This window comes from Brevibacterium senegalense (assembly GCF_000285835.1).
Lineage (GTDB): Bacteria > Actinomycetota > Actinomycetes > Actinomycetales > Brevibacteriaceae > Brevibacterium > Brevibacterium senegalense.
Window position 1 is genome coordinate 221,936 of sequence record NZ_HE978602.1, and the last position, 22,737, is coordinate 244,672.

The 22,737-nt window shown below is 69.3% G+C and carries 20 protein-coding genes; 7 read left to right on the forward strand and 13 right to left on the reverse strand.

Going from position 1 to position 22,737, the window contains the following annotated elements:
• Positions 1–230: 230 nt before the first annotated feature.
• Positions 231–1,307, forward strand: a complete 1,077-nt coding sequence (locus HGBR_RS06825) for an NAD(P)-dependent alcohol dehydrogenase (RefSeq protein WP_019158590.1) — start codon at positions 231–233, stop codon at positions 1,305–1,307.
• Between the two features lie 80 nt (positions 1,308–1,387).
• Here HGBR_RS06825 and HGBR_RS16835 read toward each other — a convergent pair whose 3' ends face one another.
• From HGBR_RS16835 to HGBR_RS06845, 4 genes are all read right to left on the reverse strand, one after another.
• Positions 1,388–2,872 carry a TRAP transporter large permease gene (locus HGBR_RS16835; RefSeq protein ID WP_019158591.1) on the reverse strand — a complete coding sequence of 495 codons (1,485 nt, stop codon included), beginning with the start codon at positions 2,870–2,872 and terminating at the stop codon, positions 1,388–1,390.
• The gene (locus HGBR_RS18765) at positions 2,862–3,377 is read right to left on the reverse strand and encodes a TRAP transporter small permease (protein WP_019158592.1); all 516 of its coding nucleotides are present in this window, start codon (positions 3,375–3,377) and stop codon (positions 2,862–2,864) included. Before HGBR_RS18765 ends, HGBR_RS16835 begins: the two co-directional genes overlap by 11 nt.
• A 48-nt stretch (positions 3,378–3,425) precedes the next feature.
• Positions 3,426–4,643 carry a TRAP transporter substrate-binding protein DctP gene (dctP, locus tag HGBR_RS06840; protein ID WP_019158593.1) on the reverse strand — a complete coding sequence of 406 codons (1,218 nt, stop codon included), beginning with the start codon at positions 4,641–4,643 and terminating at the stop codon, positions 3,426–3,428.
• Between the two features lie 82 nt (positions 4,644–4,725).
• Positions 4,726–5,247, reverse strand: a complete 522-nt coding sequence (locus HGBR_RS06845) for a nuclear transport factor 2 family protein (protein WP_019158594.1) — start codon at positions 5,245–5,247, stop codon at positions 4,726–4,728.
• Positions 5,248–5,524: 277 nt separating this feature from the next.
• Between HGBR_RS06845 and HGBR_RS16845 the strand changes: the two genes are divergently transcribed.
• Positions 5,525–6,142: a TetR/AcrR family transcriptional regulator gene (locus HGBR_RS16845; RefSeq protein WP_019158595.1), complete on the forward strand. Its 618-nt coding sequence runs from the start codon at positions 5,525–5,527 to the stop codon at positions 6,140–6,142.
• A 66-nt stretch (positions 6,143–6,208) separates the two neighbouring features.
• Here HGBR_RS16845 and HGBR_RS06855 read toward each other — a convergent pair whose 3' ends face one another.
• The 6 genes from HGBR_RS06855 to HGBR_RS06880 form a co-directional block, all read right to left on the reverse strand.
• Positions 6,209–7,396, reverse strand: coding sequence for an acyl-CoA dehydrogenase family protein (locus HGBR_RS06855; protein ID WP_019158596.1), 1,188 nt, complete (start codon positions 7,394–7,396; stop codon positions 6,209–6,211).
• Between the two features lie 119 nt (positions 7,397–7,515).
• Complete coding sequence (locus HGBR_RS16850) at positions 7,516–9,249, reverse strand: AMP-binding protein (RefSeq protein WP_019158597.1); 1,734 nt, start codon at positions 9,247–9,249, stop codon at positions 7,516–7,518.
• 1 nt (position 9,250) lies between these two features.
• Entirely contained in the window at positions 9,251–10,219 is a 969-nt protein-coding gene (locus HGBR_RS16855; RefSeq protein ID WP_019158598.1) for an alpha/beta fold hydrolase, read from the reverse strand.
• On the reverse strand, positions 10,216–11,085 hold the full coding sequence (locus HGBR_RS18770; protein ID WP_019158599.1) for a hypothetical protein: 870 nt from the start codon (positions 11,083–11,085) through the stop codon (positions 10,216–10,218). The genes HGBR_RS16855 and HGBR_RS18770 overlap by 4 nt, the downstream gene beginning before the upstream one ends.
• Before the next feature lie 31 nt (positions 11,086–11,116).
• Positions 11,117–12,445, reverse strand: coding sequence for a short-chain fatty acid transporter (locus HGBR_RS06875; RefSeq protein ID WP_019158600.1), 1,329 nt, complete (start codon positions 12,443–12,445; stop codon positions 11,117–11,119).
• Between the two features lie 224 nt (positions 12,446–12,669).
• On the reverse strand, positions 12,670–13,854 hold the full coding sequence (locus tag HGBR_RS06880; protein ID WP_019158601.1) for a CaiB/BaiF CoA transferase family protein: 1,185 nt from the start codon (positions 13,852–13,854) through the stop codon (positions 12,670–12,672).
• A 324-nt stretch (positions 13,855–14,178) separates the two neighbouring features.
• Between HGBR_RS06880 and HGBR_RS06885 the strand changes: the two genes are divergently transcribed.
• Together HGBR_RS06885 and HGBR_RS06890 are read left to right on the forward strand one after the other, a co-directional pair.
• Positions 14,179–15,264 carry a phosphotransferase family protein gene (locus tag HGBR_RS06885; protein ID WP_019158602.1) on the forward strand — a complete coding sequence of 362 codons (1,086 nt, stop codon included), beginning with the start codon at positions 14,179–14,181 and terminating at the stop codon, positions 15,262–15,264.
• A 188-nt stretch (positions 15,265–15,452) separates the two neighbouring features.
• Positions 15,453–16,025 (forward strand): NADPH-dependent FMN reductase, encoded by a 573-nt coding sequence (locus HGBR_RS06890; protein WP_019158603.1) that lies wholly within the window; start codon positions 15,453–15,455, stop codon positions 16,023–16,025.
• 165 nt (positions 16,026–16,190) lie between these two features.
• Here the strand turns inward: HGBR_RS06890 and HGBR_RS06895 are convergent, their stop codons facing one another.
• Together HGBR_RS06895 and HGBR_RS16865 are read right to left on the reverse strand one after the other, a co-directional pair.
• The gene (locus tag HGBR_RS06895) at positions 16,191–17,255 is read right to left on the reverse strand and encodes an alcohol dehydrogenase (RefSeq protein WP_019158604.1); all 1,065 of its coding nucleotides are present in this window, start codon (positions 17,253–17,255) and stop codon (positions 16,191–16,193) included.
• 171 nt (positions 17,256–17,426) lie between these two features.
• Positions 17,427–18,053: a hypothetical protein gene (locus tag HGBR_RS16865; RefSeq protein ID WP_147522342.1), complete on the reverse strand. Its 627-nt coding sequence runs from the start codon at positions 18,051–18,053 to the stop codon at positions 17,427–17,429.
• Positions 18,054–18,219: 166 nt separating this feature from the next.
• Here HGBR_RS16865 and HGBR_RS06905 point away from each other — a divergent pair, with 166 nt between their 5' ends.
• The 3 genes from HGBR_RS06905 to HGBR_RS18775 are packed head-to-tail and all read left to right on the forward strand — an operon-like array spanning position 18,220 to position 21,727.
• Positions 18,220–19,680 (forward strand): sensor histidine kinase, encoded by a 1,461-nt coding sequence (locus HGBR_RS06905; RefSeq protein WP_019158606.1) that lies wholly within the window; start codon positions 18,220–18,222, stop codon positions 19,678–19,680.
• Positions 19,668–20,312 carry a response regulator transcription factor gene (locus HGBR_RS06910; RefSeq protein WP_019158607.1) on the forward strand — a complete coding sequence of 215 codons (645 nt, stop codon included), beginning with the start codon at positions 19,668–19,670 and terminating at the stop codon, positions 20,310–20,312. The genes HGBR_RS06905 and HGBR_RS06910 overlap by 13 nt, the downstream gene beginning before the upstream one ends.
• A 50-nt stretch (positions 20,313–20,362) precedes the next feature.
• Positions 20,363–21,727 (forward strand): DUF4097 family beta strand repeat-containing protein, encoded by a 1,365-nt coding sequence (locus HGBR_RS18775; RefSeq protein ID WP_019158608.1) that lies wholly within the window; start codon positions 20,363–20,365, stop codon positions 21,725–21,727.
• A 156-nt stretch (positions 21,728–21,883) separates the two neighbouring features.
• Here HGBR_RS18775 and HGBR_RS18780 read toward each other — a convergent pair whose 3' ends face one another.
• The gene (locus HGBR_RS18780) at positions 21,884–22,693 is read right to left on the reverse strand and encodes a pyroglutamyl-peptidase I (RefSeq protein ID WP_019158609.1); all 810 of its coding nucleotides are present in this window, start codon (positions 22,691–22,693) and stop codon (positions 21,884–21,886) included.
• Positions 22,694–22,737 lie beyond the last annotated feature (44 nt).

Genomic DNA, 22,737 nt, shown 5'->3' on the forward strand with positions numbered 1-22,737 from the left:
TCAGTCTGGATGGTCGCAGTCTGAGTGATCGTTCGGTAAGAACTGTTCCCGACAGTACCCGAAAAGATCGGCGGATGCCGAGCCGCGGGCCCTCCGAATCGTGTGATCCCCGCCGCGGTCCGTGATGCGCGTCGCGGCGTTCCGCGATGAGACCGCTCCGCCGAATGCACGGCTTCGCTGACATACTGGGGGGCGGACATCGACGCCGCACGGACCCCAGGGGGACTACTGTGACCATCACCGTCAAGGCACTGCAGAAGACCGGGCCGCACGAGCCGTTCCAGGTCGTCGACCTGGAACGTCGCGAGGTGGGACCCCATGATGTGCTCATCGACATCCGGGCCGCGGGCATCTGCCACAGCGACATCCACACGATCCGCAACGAGTGGGGCGAGGCGCACTTCCCTCTTGCCGTGGGCCACGAGATCGCGGGTCACGTCGAGGCCGTGGGTGCGGAGGTCACCGGCTTCGCGGTGGGCGACCGCGTGGGCGTGGGCTGCCTGGTGAATTCGTGCGGCGAGTGCGACGCGTGCCGGTCGGATCAGGAGCAGGAGTGCTCCGGCGGCAAGGGGCGCAAGGTCGGCACGTACAACTCCGTCGACGTCGACGGCTCGATCACACAGGGCGGGTACGCGCAGAAGGTCGTCGTGGACGCGGACTTCGTATTGCGGATCCCGGAGGGCCTGGATCTGCAGCAGGCCGCGCCGCTGCTGTGCGCGGGCATCACGTCGTACGCGCCCATCGCGCGCTGGGGCGTGGGCCCCGGCTCGAAGGTCGCGGTGCTGGGTCTGGGCGGCCTGGGGCACATGGGCGTCCAGATCGCCGCGGCTAAGGGCGCGGACGTGACGGTGCTCAGCCGTTCGCTGGCGAAGGAGGAGACGGCGCTGAAGCTGGGTGCCTCGCGCGTGCTCGCGACGACGGAGGAGGACTTCTTCCGGAACCACCGCGACGAGTTCGACTTCATCCTCAACACGATCAGCGCGGACATCCCGGTCGACCGGTACCTGGGTCTGCTGAAGCCGCGCGGCGTCATGGCCGTCGTGGGCCTGCCGCCGGAGAAGCAGCCGCTGGGCTTCGGCGCGCTGATCGGCGGATCGAAGGTGATCGCCGGATCGAACATCGGCGGGATCCGCGAGACGCAGGAGATGCTCGACTTCTGTGCGGAGCACGGGCTGGGCTCCTGGATCGAGACGATCGGCGTCGATGAGGTCGACGCCGCCTACGACCGCGTGGTCGCCGGTGACGTCCAGTTCCGCTTCGTCATCGACACGGAGACGTTCGCGGGCGCGGCGGTCGTCGCCAGCTAAGCGGGAAGTCTGCCATGGCGCGCATCGCCCCTCGTCGGAATGGCTTCGGGCGAGGGGCGATGCGTCTGTCCGGCCGGACGTCACTCCGCGAAGGAGAGTTCCGGCAGGATCGTCACCAGATCCGGGAAGAAGATGAGGATCAGCGCGACGACGATCGTGATCGGGATGAACGTCACGGACGCACGCATGACATCGGTGATCGAGATCTTCTGACCCAGATTCACCTCGGGCGCTTGTGCCACTCGGAAGATCACGTACAGCAGCACGCCCACGGGGGGCGTGATGACGGCCAGCTCGCCCAACAGGACCACGAACGCACCGAACCAGAGGGGGTCGATCCCGAAGGCCGGCATGACGGGGAGCAACAGCGGGACCGTCAGCAGGATCATCGCGATCGGATCGAGGAACATGCCCAGGACGATGTAGAAGGCGACGAGTGCCAGTAGAAACTGGACACGGGTCATGTCGCTGTTCGCCAGTGCGTCGGTGGCCGCCTGCGTCACGCCGGTGAGGGACAGCGCTCGGGCGAGCACCGTCGAACCCACGAGGAGCAGGAAGATCGACCCTGTGGAGGCGAGCGAGTCGCGGACTGCCTGCCACAGTGCCGCGCCGCTCTCATTCCGACGGTAGATCAGCAGCATGATGAGAGAGACGAACGCACCGAAGGCGCCGGCCTCCGTCGCGGTGAAGAAGCCCGAGTACAGCCCGCCCACCACCAGGAGGATGACGAGCGGAACCTGCCACAGGTCGCCCAGGCTCCTGCGGCGCTGGGCCCACGTGGTCTTCGGGGTCTCCTTGATGTCGAACTTCGAGCGCATGATGATGCTCGAGGCGATCAGGTAGACGATGTACGCCCCGACCAGGACGAGACCCGGCAGAAGTCCCGCCAGTAGCTGCTGGCCGACGGACGTGCCGGCGATCCCCGCATAGACCACCATGATGATGCTGGGCGGGATGAGCTGTCCGCCGCTGCCGGCCATGAGCACGGAGGTGAGCGCAATGCGCTTGGGGTACCCCGCGCGCAGCATCTCCGGGAGGGCGATGCGGCCCAGCGCGTAGGCGATGCCTACACTCGAACCGCTCGCCGCGCCCATCGCGGCACCTGCAACCTTGGTCGTGACGGCCAAGCCGCCCGGCAGCCAGTTGAGCCAGACACCCGCACCACTGTAGAGCTTGTTAGTGATAGACGATCGCCACAACAGGAATCCCATGAAGATGAACATCGGCAGCACGCTGATGGACCATCCGGACGCGGAGTCGTAGGGGGTGTTCTTGAGTGCGGAGACCAATCCCTCGAAGCCGTATATGACCCAGATCGCGTAGACCCCGCTCAGGGCCATCGCCGCCCCCACATGGAGGCCGGCGAGGATGAGGCAGAGGAGTAGGCACAGGGAGTAGACGCCCACGGACACTGTCGAGGTGCTCGTGTACGCGAGTCCCATGAAGACGACTCCGGCGACCAGCAGGGCGATCGGCAGCGCGCTTCCCACTGCTCGGAACCGCTTCGGTGCCACGGGAAGGGACGCGCTCGGTGCGGTGGGCGGTGTGGCGGTGTCAACTGTCATGACCGACTCCTGTCTCCTGTGCCTCGGGGCCCGTCTGTTTCTGTGCATGCCTTCGTCTGGCGAGCCACCGGACCGCATCGTGCAGAAGGTAGCCGATGAAGATCACGGCGAAGGCGGGGATGACGTATCGGGTCAGCCATACGGGCCAGCCGGTGTCGATCCCGTACTCACTGCGTGCCTGGTTCTCCATCGCGCCCAGAAGACCCGCGTAGGCGATGAGCGCGAGGAAGAGGATGAGCAGGAGGCCGTTGATCACGGCCATCGCAGTCCGCACCCGACTACCGGCGCCGTCGACGACGAAGTCGACGATGATGTGCTCGCGGACGTGGTGGGCAAGGATCCACCCGGCGAAGACCAGAGGGATCATCCACCAGCGGGTCGTCAGTTCGATCGCCGCGGGCAGCGGGGTGCCGACGGTCGCGCGGACGATGACATTGAGGACGGTGTAGAACATCATGAGCAGCAGCGCGGCTGCTCCGATGAGTGTGATCGCTGTGCGCAGCATGTCACTCCTATCGGGGCGGTTCGAGAGTGTGCGCCCTCGGCGCCGACATCACTGGGGGATCGCGTCTGCGTAGACGTCGTCGTACACGCGCTGGGCGAAGCCACCGGCATCGATGTCATCGGCAGTCCCGCCGGCGTCGTGCCAGTCGGCCCAGCTGTCGTAGGGTTCGATGCCCAAGTCTTCCGACACGATGCCGCCCCACTTGTCGTGCAGTTCGACGAAGCTGTCGACCGCCGCCTGCGGGTCCGCGAGCGTGTCCGGTGCGTTCTCCGCAGCCTTGTCGAGGACCGACTGCTGGTGGTCGGTAAGCGCATCGGCGAGGTCGTCGTCCATCGTGTGGAACTCCATGCCCGAGGTCTCGAGCAACGCCTCCTGCAGCTTCAACCCCTCGTGGGTGAGGCTCTCCAGGTAGACGGGGATCTGCTCCCAGATGATCGACTGCAGTTCAGGATCGAGCGAGTCCCACGTCTGCTGGCTCACGAAGATCCCATATGCGGTGAAGCCCGGGAGATTGACGGACGTGTAGTGCTTCGCGACCTCGGTGAGGTCGGACGAGACCATGTCCGTCGCGTCAGCCATGACGCAGTCGACGATCCCGCGCTGTAGCGCCTCGTACATCTCTGCACCCGGGAGCGAGACCGGCTCCATGCCGATGGCCGTCGCCGTCTCCGCCCATGCTTCGCCGGGCGACCGGACCGACTTGCCCTGGGCGTCGGCGAGGCTCGTGATGGGCTCAGTGCAGATGAGGTGATACGTGGTGTGCGCGTTGTACCCCGGCGTCAGGGGCATGAGCCCCTGGTCGTTGAAATCGGACTGCATCGCCTCGGGGTGGGAGTACCACCAGTCGGTGACCGCGGCAGCGCGGTCCAGAGCGGAGACGGGCGGGCCGGCCTCGCCTGCGAATGCGAGCTTGGAGGCCCAGTTGCTGATGGGGAACTCCGAGGGGTTGTAAGAGGTGACGACGAGTCCGGAGTCGACGGTGGCGTCAGCCATCGAGCTTCCCACCTCTGCGGGCGGAACGATCGCGTTCGCGTAGCTGAAGTCGTACGTGAGGCGGCCGTCCGAGGCTTCCTCGACCGCGGTGAAGAATGCATCGATGGGGACGTTGTGGTAGTTATCCGGGCCACCGATCGTCGTCGTGACCGTCAGATTCACGGAATCCGCGCCGCCTTCTGCGACGCGGGAGGTGCCGCTTCCGCCGCAGGCGGACAACGTGAGGGCGGCGGCGCCGGCGATGGCTGCCGTGGTGAGTGTGATCGGGCGCATGTCGATTCCTATCGTCATTGATGGAGGGTTGTGAGTCGTTCGGATCTGTGGGGTGGGAGAGCTGCGAGTGCGCGGATGAGTGTCACTGCCTCTGCTGGGACAGCCGCTGGCGCGTGCGTGCGTCTTCTGCGCCGACGGCCGGCGGGAAGTCGAAGCGCGCGGCGTCCCAGCCGGACTCCAGCGACGACCAGAAGAAGAAGGAGACCTTCCGTGTGCGAAACCGCCATCCGCTGGCGGTCCTCACCATGACGTCCTCGTAGCGGCCGGCGGCGATCTGGGACTGACCGTCAACGACGCAGGGCTGGAGCAGCCACGTGACGCCGGATGCCTCGTCGCCGTCGATGTCGACGGTCTCATTCGAACTGAAGTGCCACCACGACGTGACGGTCGAGGCATTGAGCGTGGGGAAGAACTCGAGCATCTCCTCGCGACCGCGCGCCGTCGACAGGCCGATGAATGCGCCGTCGTCGGTGAACGTGTCCGCCAGGTCCTCCCAGCGCCCGTCGTCGAGTGCCTGGCAGTACCGGGCGCGCAGCTGGGAGATCTCGTGAATGTCCTCCAGGCGCTGAACACGGGCGAGGAGATCTGCGTGCGCTGAACTCAAGGGGATCACTCCTTCGTGATGGCTGCCGCGGGATTCGGTGGGCGGGTCCCGACATTCGCGGGTCGATGTGAGGTCCGGCGGTGATCCGCGTTGCAAGCAAGAACGTTCGTTCTTAGAATGAAGTGTCCCATCTCACGTCGCGGTTGGCAACTGGTGGTTCGAGGGGAGGCGTGGTTCACCCGGACACCCGTCGCGGAGTCGGGGCTCGTCGGCGGGGTGTGCGACTATTCGGTGAATGAGTGTCAGGTGTTCGATGGAACGGAGTGAGGTTGTGGCTGTGAGCGAGCGCGGCGCGCGGCGACGGGCTGCGCCGAACTTCATCGACCGGGAGACGGTCATCGGCGCGGCGCTGCAGGTGTTCGCGGACCGAGGCTTCCATGGCGCCTCCATGCGGGGGATCGCCGGCGTCGCCCGTACGTCGCAGTCCAACCTCTACAACTACTTCGATTCGAAGGACGGACTGCTCGCCTTCGTCCTCGAGGCGACCGCCCGGGAGCTGGCGGAGAAGCTCGAGGCCGCAGTTCAGATCGCGGGGGGTGATCCCGGTGCCCGCCTCGAGGCGGCCGTGACCGCGTACGTCGACTTCGTCATCGCCGGGCCGCGCGCCTCCACGGTGGGCATCACGGAGTTCCGCTACTTGTCTGGCGAGGCGCGCGCGGCCGTCGTCGTCGAGCGCGACCGGACTGAGGCGGTCTTCCGTGGAATCGTCGAAGACGGGATCCGGTCCGGAGACTTCCAGGTCATCGATGCGGGGTTCGCGATGCGCGCCGTCGTGACGGTCTGCAACTCGATGTCCAACTGGTACCGCCCCGACGGCGAGCTGTCCCGCGACGAGATCGTCGCGCGGCAGGTCGATCTGGCGCTGGGCCTCGTCCGCAGCGACCGTCGCGGCTGAGCGTCCGCCGCGCCAGAGACGACGAGGCGGGCAGTGCATCGCACTGCCCGCCTCGTCGCTCGTTCGTCAGGCGCGGCCCAGGAGGTCGTCGCTGATGATGCGCATCTGGATCTCCGAGGACCCCTCGAAGATCTTCGTCAACCGCGCATCCCGCCAGTGCCGCTCGACCGCGAAGTCCTTCGTGTAACCGGCACCGCCGTGGATCTGCACGGCCTCGCTGGTGACCTTCTCCGCCATCTCCGCGGCCAGGTACTTCACCATCGCCGCCTCCCGGTCGCACCGGCGACCCGTATCGATCTGCGTGCACACGTGGTACATGAGCTGCCGGCACGCCTCGATCTGCGCGGCCATGTCCGCGATCTTGAACCGCAGATGCTGGAAGTCCGCCAGCTTGTGCTTGAACTGCACCCGCTGCTGCATGTACTCGATCGAGTCCTCCAGCGCGGCCTGCGCCAGCCCGATCGACCGGGCCGCCGTGTGCGCACGACCCACCTCCAGGCCGGACACGGCCTGGTAGAAGCCCTTCTCCTGCTCACCCAGCAGCGCGTCCGCAGGCAACCGCAGTCCGTCGAAGTTCAGGTCCCAGGTCTTCCACCCGAAGTAGCCGATCTTCCTGGCCGGGGTGCCGGTCATGCCCTCCGGGAACGAGCCGCGCTCCTTCTCCAGCAGGAACGTCGAGATCCCCCGGTGCCGCTTCTCCTCGTCCGGCGACGAGGTGCGCGCGAAGAGGATGATGTAGTCCGCCTGGTCCGCGTACGTGCACCACATCTTCGTGCCGGTGATGATCCACTCACCGGTGTCCGGGTCCTGCTCCGCCTTGCACTTGATGTTCGCGACATCGGAGCCGGCCTCGGCCTCGGACAGCGCGAACGCGCCCAGGTACTCGCCGGTGGCGACCTTGGGCAGCAGGCGCTGTTCCTGCTCCTCGGAGAACCCGCCGCCCATCCCGTTGCCGCGGGCCAGCAGCCCGGACACGCTCATCCAGGCGCGGGAGAGCTCTTCGGCCACGAGGCAGTACTCGAAGACGCCCAGGCCCAGACCGCCGTACTCCTCGGGGATGAGGATGCCGAAGAAGCCCATGTCGGCCATCTGCTGGACCATGTCCTGCGGGAAGTCGCCCTCCTCGGGGTCGACCTCGTTCGCGATGGGGAGGACGACCTCGCGGGCGAACTGGCGGGCCAGCTGCTGGAGCTCGACGCGGTCCTCGGTCATGTAGTGGGGTGTGTCCGGACGCGGACGCGGCTTGTGGGTCATGCGGACTCTCCTTCGACCGTTGATGACGGTATCAATCGATCATGGGTCATTCTACGAAATGGATCAATGCGTGGAGGTGATTGTCTCGATCCGTGAGGGCCGGTCCGGTCCGCGGACCGTCACCCCGCCGGCTGGGTCGCCCATTCGCGCAGGGTGACGGTGCGGATCTTCCGCCCGTTCGTGCCGGCGGTCGTGGGCATGTCATCGACGATGCGCACCTCCGTGGGGACCTTGTACCGAGCCAGGTCCGCGCGCACGTGCTCGCGCAGGTCCTCACCGGTGACCGTCGCCCCGTGCGTCGTGACGACGAACGCGACGGCCTCGGTCTCGCCCGCGGCGTCCGGCCGTCCCACGACCTTCGCGACCACGACCTCCGGGTGCTCCGCCAGGTGCATCTCGATCTCTGCGGGATCGACCATGAACCCTTTGAGCCTCAGCACGTCGCCGATCCGGCAGATGTACGCGTACGTCCGCTCATCGACGGCCTCGCCCAGGTCGCCGGTGCGGAACCAGCCGTCTGCGGCGAAGGCCTTCGTCCCTTCACCCTGGTCGCCCAAGTACTGACTCACGACGTTGGAGCCGCGCAGCTGCAGCTCGCCGCGCTGCCCGGCCTCCAGCTCCTCGTCCGTGACGGGGTCCGCGATCCGGTAGGCGTAGCCGTCGCCCACGAGGCGACCGCCACCGCCCACGCGCGGCTCCACTCCGCCGTCCAGCGGCCAGAAAGACGTGAGCGCGAAGACCTCCGAGGATCCGTAGACGCCCACGGTCACGGTGTCGAACCGGTCCTTCGCCCATGCCGCGATCTCCTCCGACATCCCCTGGAAGTCGCCGATCCCGGTCCACCGCCACGTGCTCAGGTCGGTCCCCAGCTCTTCCCGGGCGTCGCGGATGCGCGCGAGCATGTCATCTCCGCCCACGTAGTGCGTGCCGCCCAGATGTGCCCAGACGCGCACGAGGTCGGCGGGGTCGAACACCGGCTGGATGAGGACGCCGGCCCCGCCGAACAGCGCGACCATGCCCGCCACGTACCCGAACACGCCGGAGTACGGCAGCGGCTCGACCATGAGGTCGCCCGCGCCGATCCCCAGCTGCGCGGCCGCGGACTGCATGTGGTGGATCGTCGCGGCCTCCGCGTGCGCGGCCAGTTTGGGCATCCCCGTCGATCCCGAGGTCGTGAACGCGACCGTCAGCAGGTCGCCGTCGCCGTCGGTGCGGAGGCCGGCCACGGCCTCGGGCGCGGGGGTGCCGATCGTCGCGGCGTCCGCACTGCCGGCGCCCACGTCCCAGGCGTCCAGGTCCGGGCCGTCGCCGGTGGCGCCCGGCGCGGTCGTCACGAGGACGAACGGGCGGGGTGTGTCCGCCGGCAGCTCCGCGGCCACGCGATCGAGCGTCGTCAGGAAGTCGACGCGTTGGAAGCCGTGCGCGGCGACGAGCACGGCGGGACGCGCCTTCGTGAGGACGTGGCCCACCTCGGCCACGTTGTAGCGGGTGTTCACGCCGATCACGTGCGCGCCCACGGCCGAGGCCGCGAACTGCCACGCATACGAGTCGATCCACGCCGGCAGCCACACGGCGATGCAGTCGCCCTCGCCCACCCCCCTCTCGCGCAGCCAGACGGCCAGTGCGCCGGCGCGGGCGTGGAGCTTCGCGGCGGTGGCCGCGGTGAGCTGGGAGGCGACATCGGGCTGCGTGCCGTCGTCGATCGTCGCGTCGTCGCGGGCGGGGTCCAGCTGCGTCACGAGGACGCGGTCGGGTGTCTGCGCGGCCCAGTCGGTCAGGTGCCCGAAGAGTGTGCGGACGGTGGTCGCCCCGGAAGTGGGTGCCTCGGTCGTCGTTGCAGTGTCGGTTGTCATGTCAGTCCTCCTGCGCTTCCCGCCTCGTCGCCGGCGCCCGGGTCTCATCCTGCCCGTCCGCGCCCGTGCCCGCGAGGGCCTCCCGGATCCAACCGTCCAGGACCGGGGCGAAGTCGTCCATCTCCTCCATCGGGTAGTGGCCGATGCCCGCCAGCAGCGAGTAGCGGGCGCCGGGGATCTGCTGTGCGGCACGCCGCACGGACTCGGGGTCGATCCAGAGATCGCCGCTGCCGGCGACCAGGTGGGCGGGCGCGGTGATCCGGTGCAGATCGTCGAAGATGTCGTGCGTGCCCCACCCGATGAGGTCCGAGTGCGAGATATCCGGGTCCTCCCGCCTGTGCATCCGCGCGATGATCTCGCGACGGGCCTCCGGGACCTCGCTGCCCACGACGGCACGCGTGCCCCAGTAGGTGCGGTCGGAGCGGGACGGGGTGGAGATGTCGTTGAGCTCGCGGCGCATCGCCTGGACGTTCACCTGTCCCCGGTCCGCGTTCGCCGCCATCGCGACGATCGCACGCACCCGGTCGGCCAGCCGGATCCCGACGTCCAGCGAGATCTTCCCGCCGATCGAGCACCCGATGACGACGGGGCGCTCGATGCCCAGTGCCTCGAGCACGCGGATGTGGAAGACCGCGTAGTCGCCCAGGTCCGTGACCGGCCCACCCGGCGCCTGTTCCGAGTGGCCGTGCCCCGGCATGTCGGGAACGACCACCCGGTAGCCCCGCGCTGCCAGTCCGCGGGCCGCGTCGCGGTACTGCACGCCCGACTGCCCCGCCGTGTGGATCGCGAGGATCGGCACGCCGTCCTCCGGCCCCCAGTCCTGCACGAAGGCCAGTCGGCCGTCCAGTTCAAGCTGGTGCGCCCGCAGCTGCGTGTGCGAGGGCCTGCCGGCCGCGATCGGGTCGGCTGCCGCGGTGGTCGTCGCCGCCGTCGCCGAGGCCGTCTCCGGTGTCCGTGTCACCGCGGTCATGCTGTGGCTCCGTTCTGTGTGGGGGCGTGGGTCGCGGGGTCGTCTGCCCGGTCGGTCTCCGCGCCCGTCGGCTGTCCGGCCGCGGCGCTGCGGTGGCCCCAGCCGGCGTCCGCGGCGAGTGCGCGGCAGACGTCGATGATGCGGATGAGCGCGGTCGTCATGCGCAGGTACTCGTAGCCGGAGCCAGAGGAGGAGATCCTGCGCTGCATCGCGGACTCCATGAAGGTGTTCGACTCCGCTGTCATGAGCGCGACGAACTCCGCTCCGCTGATGTCGACGAGGAAGTCCGCGCCCCGGATGGACCGGGGGACGGTCTCCAGCACCTGGCCGCGGTAGCAGCGGATGTGGACGTCGCGACCGCCGATCCGCAGGCCGATCGTCCCGTCGTAGGTCTCGATGAGTTCTGCGAACTGTGCATCCGCCTGCAGCCGCTCGTGGAGCAGCGCTGCCCACGGGCGCGATCCGGGTGCCTGATCGGCGGTGGGTTCCGGCAGGTTGGTCGCGACGGTGAGGTCGAGCGTGCCCAGTACCGGTGCGTCCGCGGCGGAGACCTGGGAGGAGGGCTGCGCCGTCAGGGTGACCGCGACCTCGGCGACGGTGCCGGCGCGGCCGGGCACCAGGGCGGTGACGGTCGCCTCCGCCTGGGCGGTGACCGGCGTCCCCGCGGGGACGTCCGCGTCCGGCGCCATCGTGAGGTGTGCACCGGTCACCCGGAAGGAGCCGGAGAACGGCCGCACGGCCTCGGCGGTCGCACGCGCGGCCAGGCCCAGGGGGCCGTCCTCGCTGGAGACGGCGATCGTCGTGAGGAGGGTTCCGGGGGCCGGCGCAGTGCCTGGCCCGGTGAGGGTGGGCAGGGACGTGGTCACAGAATGTCCTTTCCGGAGGTGGGGGCCGTCATCACAGGAAGCCCAGCAGCAGGATCGAGGCGCCGTAGACGACGCCCATGAAGATGAGGACGAGGAAGAGGTAGCCCATGACCTCGCGTAGCTTGATGCCGGAGATCGCGAGCACCGGGATGATCCAGAACGGCTGGATCGCGTTCGTCCACTGGTCGCCGTAGGCCACGCCCAGCGCGGTCGCGCCGTAGTCCGCGCCCATCTGCTGCGCGGCCTCGATCATGATGGGGCCCTGCACCGCCCACTGCGCTCCGCCCGAAGGAGCGAACAGGTTGATGAAGCCGCCGGAGAGGAAGCTGAAGAACGGCAGGGTCTCCGGGGTGGAGATCGCGGTGAACAGGCCTGCGAAGGTGACCATGAGGCCGGAGCCCGCCAGGATGCCCATGATGCCCGCGTAGATGGGGTACTGGACGAGCACGCCGCTCACCACGCCGATGCTGGTGCGCAGGGACTCGAGGAACCGGTCGGGGCGGCCGAACAGAAGCAGAGCCAGCGACAGGAAGGTGAGGTTGATGATGTCGAAGTTCACGCCCTCGCCGCCCGCGAAGTGCAGGACCATGTAGACGAGGCCCAGGACGCCCATGAGGATGCCCACGAACGGATTCCGGTTGAGGCGGTCGGCGAAGGTCTCACGCGCCTCCTCCTCGACGTGCGCCTCCTGCACTCGCCGCTCCGGGGGTGCCTGGAACTCGATGATCTCCGCCTTCTTCGCGGGGTGGAGGAACGCGACGAAGAACGGCATGACGAGGATGATGACCGCGCTGGTCAGCAGGACCACGGGGTGGAAGATCGTCAGGGAGGTGGGGATGATCCCCATCTGCTCCTCGAGGAGGTGGCCCGGAGTCGCGATCGTGAGTGGGATCGTGCCGGACAGCCCGATGCCGTAGAGGGAGAAGCCCGCGTAGCCGCCAGCGACGGCCAGCGGGTAGTGCATGCCGGGTACGGTCTTCGCGAGCTTGCGGGCCAGCACGACGCCGATGACCAGGCCGAAGCCCACGTTCAGCCACGTGCCCAGGGCTCCCGCGAACGTCGCGATCCCCACAGCGACGCGTGGGCTGCTGACTCGGCTGGCCAGGGCGTTGAGCCCGCGATCGACCAGCGGCGTGTTCGCCAGCATATAACCGGTCAGTAGGAGCATCGCGATCTGCATGGAGAACGCGAGGAGGTCCCACGCGGACCCGCCCCACATCTGAGTGACGTCGATGGGGTTCTGCCGCTCGACGACGACCGCCAGCAGGAACGTGACGACCGTCAGGAAGACGGCCACCACAAGGGATTCGGGCAGGAAGCGATAGAACGCGCGGGACAGGCCAGCAGCGAGGGACTTCATCGTCACTCCGATCGGAGGGGGTCGTGGGGGAGGGCGCTGGAGCCGGGTCTCATCGGTGGACCCGACTGCCGAGTTCTGTGCACCCGCATCACGCAAGAACGATCGTTCTTGAAGTCCCATGGTAGGTCTCACTCCCGTGAGGGGCAAGGAAGAAGGCCGCGGAGGCTGCATCGTGCAGTCTCCGCGGCCTCAGCGGTCGTCTCCGTGGATCGGGGCCCTCCGCGTCACTCCGAGGTGAGCCAGGCGCGGATCGCGTCGCCGTCCTCGCCCAGTGCGGGCGGTTCCTTCCGGTACGTCGTCGGGGTTGCGGACATGGAAAGGGAGTTGCGGATCGTCGCGACGGAGTCCGGGTCCTCGGTGTGCCAGACCGGGTCCAGGCCCAGTTCGATCGCGGTGCGCAGGCCCTCGCCCACGTTCTGCACCGGCGAGCACGGCAGGCCCGCAGCGCGCAGCTGACGGAACCACTCCTCCTTGCCCTTGTGCGACAGCGCCTCCTCGAGGAGCGGGCGCAGCTCATCGCGGTTCACGTTGCGCTTCTCCGGGGAGTCGAAGCGTGAGTCCTCAGCCCACTCCGGGTGGCCCAGCTCCGCGGACAGGCGCGCGAACTGTCCGTTGTTGGCGCCCACGATGATGAGTTCGCCGTCCCCGGTGGGCAGCGCGTGGTACGGGTAGATCGTTGCGTGCTCCTTGCCGCCGCGCGTGGGCACGGCGTCGTGCGTGGCCGTGGACTGGTACTGGTTGAGCATCGTGAAGACCGCGTTCGACATGAGGTTGTTCTGGATGAGCTGGCCCTCACCGGTGAGGTCGCGGTGGCGGACGGCCGCGGTGATGCCCAGGGCCGTCATCATGCCGGTCGTCAGGTCGAAGAGCGAGATGCCCGAGCGGACCGGGTCTCCGTCCGGCTCCCCGTTCATGTCCATGAGGCCGGCCATGCCCTGGACGAGGACGTCGTAGCCCGGCAGCTCCGCGCCGCCCTTCGTGCCGAAGCCGCTGATGTGCGCGTAGATGATCGATTCGTTGAGCGCTCGCACGTCCTCGTAGCCGAAGCCCAGGCGCTCGATCGAGCCGGGCTTGAAGTTGTGGACGAACACGTCCGCGCGAGCGGCGATCTGGCGGGCGGTCTGGCGGTCGTCCTCGTCCTTGAGGTCCAGGACGATCGAGTGCTTGTTGCGGTTGACGGCCTGGAAGTAGCTGGCCTGGTCGCGGTACGTGGGCGGCATCCACGACCGCGTGTCATCGCCCCCGGGGCTCTCGACCTTGATGACGGTGGCGCCCAGGTCGGCCAGCAGCATGGTGGCGTACGGCCCGGCCAGAACCCGCGCGAAGTCCGCGACGATGATCCCGTCGAGCGGCCCGGCTCCGGGGGTGCGGTCAGCGGGGGTGCCGGAGGGGGAGGGCAGTGCGGTCATCGGGTGGAGCCTCGCTTCGAGTCGCTGGGTCACAGTGTCACAGGGGCGCGTGGCCGGGTGCGGCGGTGCGGTCCGGCCGCGATCCTCAGGTGACGGGTGTTCGTGCGCCCCGGTGCCCGCCATTCGCACGCATCCGAGGGACGGACGGCACTTGACGCTGAGGATCAGCCTTCCTAGCGTAAGCGCAAACAGGCCGAACGTTTGATCAGGTTGGATGATGAGACGGTCGGCGCACTGCGGAGCGCTCCGTGCGCGCCCAGGACCATGTCCCGTGCGCGGCAGAGAGGCCCCGCACGGGACACCAGCATGAGGAGCCCTCGCACCATGACCCCCACTTCCGACGGCACCCGGACTCAGCAGGATTCGCGCGACCCGGCGGAGGCCGATCCCCAGGGCATCGACGGCCCCGCGCTCCGGCGATGGATCTCCCGGACGCAGGGCGTTGACCCCGAGACGGTGGGCTTCTCCGTCCTGTCCGTGGGCCGGTCGAACCTCACCTTCGTCGTGACGCTCGCGGGTGAGCCCCGCTGGGTCCTGCGCCGTCCGCCGCTGGGTCACCAGGGCGGCAGCGCGCACGACGTCCAGCGCGAGGGGCGGATCATGGCGGCGCTGGGGCCCACGAACGTGCCCGTGCCCACCATCCTGGAGATCGTTGACGATCTGGACGTGCTCGAGGTCCCGTTCGTCTTCCAGGACCACTGCCCCGGCTTCCCGATCCATGCGCCGGAGGATCTGGCGCTCATCCCCGCCAGCGGGTCCGTGCGGGATTCGATGCTCTCGATGGTCCGCGCTCTCGGGGCTGTCCACGCCGTCGACATCGATGCGGTGGGCCTGGGCGACCTGCGCCGGCCCGGCGGCTTCGTGGAGCGGCAGCTGCGGCGCTGGCTGGGCCAGTTCGAGGCGATCACGACCCGCGAGCTGCCGGTCATCGCGGAGGTGCAGGCGCAGCTGTCGCGCAGCATCCCGCCGGAGACCTCGACCGGCCTGGTCCACGGGGACGTCAAGCCCAACAACATGCTCTTCGACCGCGACACCGGTGAGGTGCGCGCGATCGTCGATTGGGAGCTGTCCTCGATCGGCGATGTCGTGACGGACCTGGGTTACCTCCTGTCGATGATGTTCGTCGACGACTCGCTCACCGGGATCTGGACCCCGTCCGTCGAGGACGGGTCGCCCACCGCGGAGGAGCTCACGCGGACCTACGCGTCCCTCACTGGCCGGGACACCTCGGACGTGCCGTACTACGCGGCGTTCGCGGTCTGGAAGCTGGCCTGCATCCGCGAGGGCGTCTACACGCGCCTCAAGCAGGGGCGGATGGGTGACCTGGACGTCGACCCCGAGCAGGCCGGTGCCAGCGTCGAGGCGCTCGCGGCCTCGGCCCTCGACATCCTCAGCGGCGGCCGCATCTGAGCGTCCGCGCTGCTGGGTGGCCTCGTCGCCGCTGATCTCCGTCTTTCCAGGTGGAGATGCGTATTCCCTGATCCCGCGTGGCATGTCTCACCAGTGCAGAGGGTTGGGTGCTCCGAGTCGCACGCCTATAATGTAGTTGTAATTTTAACTATATGGCCCGGGTCGACCGGGCGGAGGAGTCGCGACATATGCGCATCGGAGTCATCGCAGGCAGCAGCCGTCCCGGAGCCCTCAACCCCCAGGTCGTCGACTGGGTCTCGGCGCAGCTGAGCGAGCGCGGCCTGGACCACGAGGTCGTCCACTTCGGCGCCTTCGACCTGCCGATCCTCGATGAGGCCATCCCCGGCGGTGCCGGGATGTACGAGAACGAGCACACGAAGGCCTGGGCCGAGGCCCTGCGCCCGTTCGACGCGTACATCGTCGTGACCCCGGAGTACAACCACTCCGTGCCCGGCCCGCTCAAGAACGCGATCGACTTCGTGGGCCAGGAGTTCGCCCACAAGCCCGTGGGCTTCGTGAGCTACGGCGCGGACAAGGGCGTGCGCGCGGTCGAGGCGTGGCGCCTCGTCTTCGCGAACTTCCGCGCGGCGACTGTCCGCGGGATCGGCGCCTTCTCGATCTTCACGGACTTCGCAGACGGCGCATTCGCTCCGGAGCAGGTCTCCGCAGACACCTTCGGCCCCATGATCGAGGATCTCGTGGCCTGGGCCGAGGGCTTCGCGGTGGTCCGCCGGAACGCCGAGGCCGCCGTCGCCTCCTGACGCAGAGCGGGGCTGGTCTCGGGCCAGGTCTGAGGCCGCCCCTCACACACGGACGGGGTCCGGTGCGCAGTGCTTCTGCACTGCGCACCGGACCCCGTCCGTCATTCACACGGCGATGCCCAGCCCCGCCTGCGGGCGCTGCGCCTCACCGGCCGAAGGCGTGCCTCAGCCGGCGACGAGCACCGTGCGGCCGGAGACCGTCCGCTCCTCGATGGCCTTGAGGGCGGCGTTGACCTCGTCGGCCTCGAGCGGCTTCTCGACGATCGGCAGCTGCGGCAGGTCCGTCGACTTCGCGAGCTCCACGAGCTCCTTGAGCTCCGGCAGGCTGCCCACGAAGTTGCCCTCGATCTTCAGTTGCTGGAGCGCCACGAGGGTCGTGGGGAACTGCAGCTGGCCGCCGAACAGGCCGACGCTCACCAGCTTCCCGCCCGTGCCCAGCGCACCCAGCGCGGTCGAGGAGGTCACGCCGTTGTTGACGAAGTCGATCGCGGAGGCGAGCTTGCCGCCGCCGGCCTTGACGATGTCGCCGGACGGGTCCTCGCCGGTGGTGAGGACGGTCGCGGTGGCGCCTGCGGCCTCGGCGTTCTTGAGCGAGTCCTCGGAGACGTCCGCAGCGACGATGTTCTTGTGCCCGCGCGCCTTGAGCAGCGCGACCGCGCTGAGGCCCACGCCGCCGGTGCCGATGACCGCGATGGGGCGGTCGGCCTCGGGCGTGAGCGCCTTCGTGACGGCGGAGTAGCTGGTGACGCCGGAGCAGGCCAGCGTCGCCGCCCAGCTGGGATCCAGGTCGCCCACGGGGATGAGGTAGCGCTCGTGCGGGACGTAGACCTCGCGCGAGAACCCGCCGTTCAGCTGCAGCGACAGGTTGCGGCGGGCGCCGGTGCAGGAGTTCTCGCGGTCCTCGGCGCATGCGGCGCACTCACCGCAGCCGATCCACGGGAACACGATGTACTTCTCCGCGCCCGGCTGCACCGAGGCGTCGGGGCCGGCCGCGATGACCTCGCCCACGATCTCGTGGCCCAGGACCAGCGGGAACGCCATGCCCAGGGACTCGACGGGCGCCTTGCCCGCGTCGCCCATGTCGAAATAGCCCTCCGCGCAGTGCACGTCGGAGTGGCACACGCCGGAGTTCGTCACGCGGACCAGCACGTCTGCACCGGTCAGCTCGGGAGTGGGGTGGTCCGCCTCCTGGGCGGGCGCGCCTGCTGATGGGACCTCGAAGACCTTCATGGTTCCTCCTGCCGATCGTGAGCCCCCGCCTCGTCGCAGGGGTCTCCGGACTCAGCCCATCACACCTGGTGGGGCCGGTCACAGTCCCATTCCAGTGGATGAGACGACCGCCGCCGAGGTCGTGGACACCGACCGTCGCGGGTCCGGTTCCGCCGGGGCCCGGTCGGCCGGTCAGGTGCGCACGCGGGCGGACTTGCGGAGCGTGCGGAGGTGCTGGCCGCGGACGGTGCCCACGCCCACCAGCAGGAGGGTGACGGCGGCGGTGAAGCCGATCGACGACCACTGGACCCCCGCGTGCTGGGGCTCGAACGCGAGTTCGTTGATGAGGGAGGAGAGGATCGAGGCGCAGACGGCCGGGATCGTCCACGAGGCGGAGACGCGGGAGGAGATCGAGATGATGACGATCGCGCCGGCGGCCATCGCCAGGGGGGCGACCTGCCAGACCGTGATGACGACGAGGCCGGCGACCAGGGCCGACGGCGGGCCGATGTAGGTGTCCTCGCGCAGCTCCTCCGTGTCGTGGGCGATCGCCGCCGGCAGCAGGAACAGCGCCATGACGCCCAGGACCACGTCGGACCCGATGAGCACGGTGACCAGCTGCGGGTCGTTGAGGTGGAGGCCGGCGATCCAGCCGTTGAACGAGGCGGAGTGGTGCACCGCGGAGTTGACGACGCCCAGCACGATCGCAGAACCCACCAGGATGACCGTCCGCTGCCGGGACCTGTGCGGGGTGAGGGTGCGCGACGCGAGGGTGCGCGGAGCCTGCGAGGGGGGTCGTGCCTCTGGGTGCCTGCTCATGACCACGAGTATGGTCCCCTCACCCGAGTGCGGGCTGGGGGTCGCCCGCACGCGGGCCGAATGGACGCGGACGGCTCCACCCCACCCCGGCGACTAGGGTTTTCCCCACAGAGGTGTGCTGATCACCCCGTGTCCGCGGCTCGTCGTGCGGAGGAGAGTGGATGCCATGAACGAGACACAGACCTACCGAGGGGGCGGAGATCCCCCGCCCTCGTCGGACGCACCGACTCGCATCGACCTCCCGACCGATCCCGCCCGCATCCACGACACCCCGCAGCACCCCTCCGGCACCCCCGGTGCGGTGGGCGGCGCACCGCTCGCCGCAGACGACGGCACCGGCGCGTCTGCCGACCCGACGGACGCGCGCCTGGTCCACCAGCCCATGCCGTGGGCGATGGGCATCCTCAACGTCCTCTTCTCCGCCGTCCTCGCCGTCGTCTGGCTGTGGATCCCCGTCGGCCTCTTCGTCTCCGGCGTCGCCGGCGTGTTCGCACTGGGCTTCGGGATCATCTTCCTCCTCGTCTGGTTCCTGCTGCAGCGCGGCATCAACCACCTCGAGCGGTTGCGGTCCGAGGCCGTGTACGGCGAGCGGATCCGCGTCCCGCAGACACGGACCACACTGCGCACCGGGTTCGGGGGATGGCTGCACCAGCAGTGGCTCATCCTCACCTCCGCCGCGTTCTGGCGCTCGACCGTCCACTCCTTCGTCAAGACCCTGTACGGCGGGACGATCGGCATCCTGCTGCTGGCCGGACTGGGCTTCGGCACCTTCGCGCTGGCCCTGTCGATCAACCCCACCTTCCTCGCCACCTCGGACGTCACCATCAGCAGCCGGGCGGGGCTGGGTGTCCTGGGCGGCGCGGCGATCGTCGTCGCCCTCCTGATCCTGGGCGTGTCCCCGATCCTGGACCGCCTCATAGACCGCGGCCTGCTGCCGTCGACGCGAGCGGCCGCCCTGCGCGCCGAGCGCGACAGCCTCACCCACGAGGTGGGCGCCCTCGAGACCGCCCGCACCGGAGCGGTCGACGCCGCGACGGCGGAGCGCCTGCGCATCGAGCGCGACCTGCACGACGGCGTCCAGCCCATGCTCGTCGCCCTCAGCATGAAGCTGGGGATGGCCCGCCGGAAGCTGGACACGGACCCGGACGCGGGCAAGGATCTCGTCGCCGAGGCCCACCAGGACTCCAAGGACGCGATCACCGAGCTGCGCAACCTGGCACGCGGCATCCACCCGGCGGTCCTCGAGGACCGCGGCCTGGACGCGGCGATCAGCGCACTGGCCGCCCGCTCGCCCGTCCCCGTGACGGTCGACGTGCAGGTGCCGGAACGCGTGAGCGCCGAGGCGGAGAGCGTGTCCTACTTCGTCGTCGCGGAGTCCCTCACGAACATCGCGAAGCACGCCCGGGCGCAGTCCGCGCGGGTCTCCGTCCGAGCGGTGAACCCCGATCGCCTCCAGATCGTCGTCGTGGACGACGGTGCCGGCGGCGCACGGATCGACCGCGGCGGCTCGTCCACCGGCCTGGCCGGCCTGGACGACCGGATCGCCGCGGCACGCGGAACCCTGTCCGTCACCAGCCCCGTGGGCGGACCCACCACCATCGTTGCGGAGGTGCCATGCGCATCGTGATCGCTGAAGACAACGTCCTGCTGCGCGAGGGCATCTCGCGACTGCTCACGGACGCCGGCCACGAGATCGTGGCGGCGGTCGAGGACGCGGGCGGCCTGCTGAGCGCGGTCGCCGGCCTCCACCCGGACCTCGCGGTCGTGGATGTGCGGATGCCCCCCACGTTCACGGACGAGGGGATCCGCGCCGCCACCCTCATCCGGGAGCAGAACCCGGAGGTGGGCGTACTGGTGCTCAGCCAGTACGTCGAGGAGCGCTACGCGAGTGAGCTCATCGCCGGCGGCGGAGGCCGCTTCGGCTACCTTCTCAAGGATCGCGTGGCAGACGTAGTGGACTTCCTCGACGCCGTCGAGGAGGTCGCCGGCGGAGGAACCGTCCTGGACCCCGAGGTCGTCTCGCAGATCCTCGTCCGCTCCCACAAGCAGGACGGCCTGGCCGGACTGACGGAGCGCGAGCGCGAGGTGCTGGAGCACATGGCCTCCGGCAAGTCGAACTCCGCCATCGCAGGCACTCTCTACCTGTCCGCGGGAGCGGTCGAGAAGCACATCAGCTCGATCTTCCAGAAGTTCGGCCTCTCCGCGGACACGAGCGAGAACCGCCGCGTCCTCGCGGTGCTGCGCTTCCTGGACAACTGAGACCCCTGGACTCTTCGTGCGGTGACCCGCACCCATCGTGAGGAACGATCATGGAACACCCGACCACCCCTCCCCAGCCCGACAACCCCCAGAACGGCACCGACCAGCCGACGGTCCCGCAGCAGTCGGCACCCGGACAGCAGCCCACCCAGCAGTACTCGACGGCGCAGTACCCCGCGCACGGTCGGCCCGGACCTCAACACGGTGCCCCCGGCCCCCAGTCCACGCAGCAGTACGCGGCGCACTCGCTGCCCGGTGGGCCGGGTCCGGGCCATCCTGCAGGAGCTCCGTACCCCGCTCCGGTCGGTGGACCCGCAGCGCAGACCTCCGCACAGCAGGCCGCGGCTCAGCCCCGCCCGGTGCAGTCGCAGGCGGCGGGCCCGGCGACGACGCTCACGCTGGGTCGCTCGTCGCGGACCGCGTGGCGCACGATCATCGGGATCGTGGGCGCGCTCGCCCTCATCCTCCCGGTGTCCGCGATGGCGTTCACGGGAACGTCCCTCGTGGGACTCGTCCACGAGGAGTCGACGCACGACCTGCCACTCGAGGCGGACGCCCTCGCGGTCGATGTGGCGGCGGCGACCGTCCGCGTGACGGTGGGCGACGAGTTCGACGCTCCCGTGGCGCACGTGTCCCACGTGGGTCAGGAATCCCGCTCGACGACTCCTCAGATCGAGGACGCGAACGGGGCGACGACCCTGACGCTCGAGGGGAGGGACCGGAGCGCTGACTGGTTCCCGGGCGTTGCCGGCGAGGAGACGAACGTCGAGATCGAGCTGCCCACGGAGTACGCGCAGGAGCTGGCGCTGGACGTGGTCACCCGCTGGGGCTTCACCGAGGTGATCGGCGAGTTCGGGTCCGTGAACGCGATGTCGGAGGCCGGTGCGATGAGTCTCGACGTGATCGCGCAGGACGTGGCCGTCGAGACCGGCGCGGGCTACATCGATGTGACCGGGACGATGGACACCCTCAGCATGGAGTCGACGACCGGCTACCTCGAGACGCAGCGGGTGAACGTCTCGCAGGAGCTCACCGCGCACACGCGCACGGGTGGGATGGACCTGACCCTGGGCGAGTCCGCAGTGCCGGTGGACGGCATCAGCGCCACGACGACGACCGGCATGGTCGATGTGAACGTGCCGCGCGAGGATCGCGTGCGCGGCCAGAATGTCGACGGCTACTCGGTCGATGCGGACACGAACAACGGCACCGCCTCGATCGACATCACGGAGACGAAGCCCGGTGACGGCGTCGTCCCGATCACGGCCAGTGCCTCCAGCGGCGACGTCTACGTCTCCTACGCCGACCCGCAGACAGTCTACGGCGATCCGGACGACGACACGGATGCGGAGGACGAGGCCAATGCTGATGCCGAGGACGACGCGTCCGACGTGGACGACCCCGACGACGTCTGAGCCGGCGGCACAGGAGCCGTTGCCCTCGGAGCGACCGCGCGCGAGGCCGGCTCTTCCTCGCTGAGTCCGTGAATCACAACGATTCTCGCGGTGTGCGACGAACCTTCGTCGCACACCGCGAGAATCGTGCGAAGTAGATGGTGTTCTGCCAGTCCGTCAGTCCGTCGCGCCGATGCCCGGAGCCCGTTCCTCTCCGATGCCCGGAACCCGTGCCGCGTGCAGAGCGCCCTGCGGGGCGACGGGTGGACTGCCGCGATGCTCGACCGCGGCACGGACCGCGGCGCTGAGGCCGCGGTCAATCTGGGCCTGGGTCATCGACCCCTCACGCGTGCGGGCGCCACCCGCATCCGCCGCTGCGCTGTCCGCCTCCGTCGCCTGGGGCACGTGGATGAACCCGGCGACGGCCGAGGCCCTCGCCCGATTCCCGGCAGTACCTGTATCCCTCAGCATCCGAGCATCCTCCAGCGCCCGGTTCTCCTCCTGCACCCGGATCTCCTCCAGTGCTGCGTACATGACCGCGTTGCACACGAACGTCCCCGCCGAGTACGACACCGCCGCGGGCGCGTCGACCGCGGCCACCGCCTCCACCATCGCGGCGACCGGCAGCGTGGAGAAGTGCGCGGCACGTGCACCGTCGACCAGGGGGAGGCCCAGCGGCCGGGCGCCGGTCTCGTCCGGGATGCGCGCCTCCGCGAGGTTGATCGCGACCCGCTCCGGGGTGATCGCCGTGCGCCCGGCGGCCAGCCCCAGGCTCACGACCACGTCGGGGTGGTGCGCACGGATGAGTTCCCGGATCCGGTCGCACGCGGCGGCGTACTCGACGGGGAGGACCTCGGTGACGACGCGAGCGTGACCGGCCACGGCCTCGGCGACGGGGTCCAGAGCGTGCTGGGTGGGGTTGTACCCGTCCCCGCCGAACGGCCCGAATGCGGTCAGCAGCAGGGTGGGGAGCGAACGTTCGGTCATGGCGGCGATCCTAGTAGGGTTGTGGCGAGCGTCGCCCCAGCGCA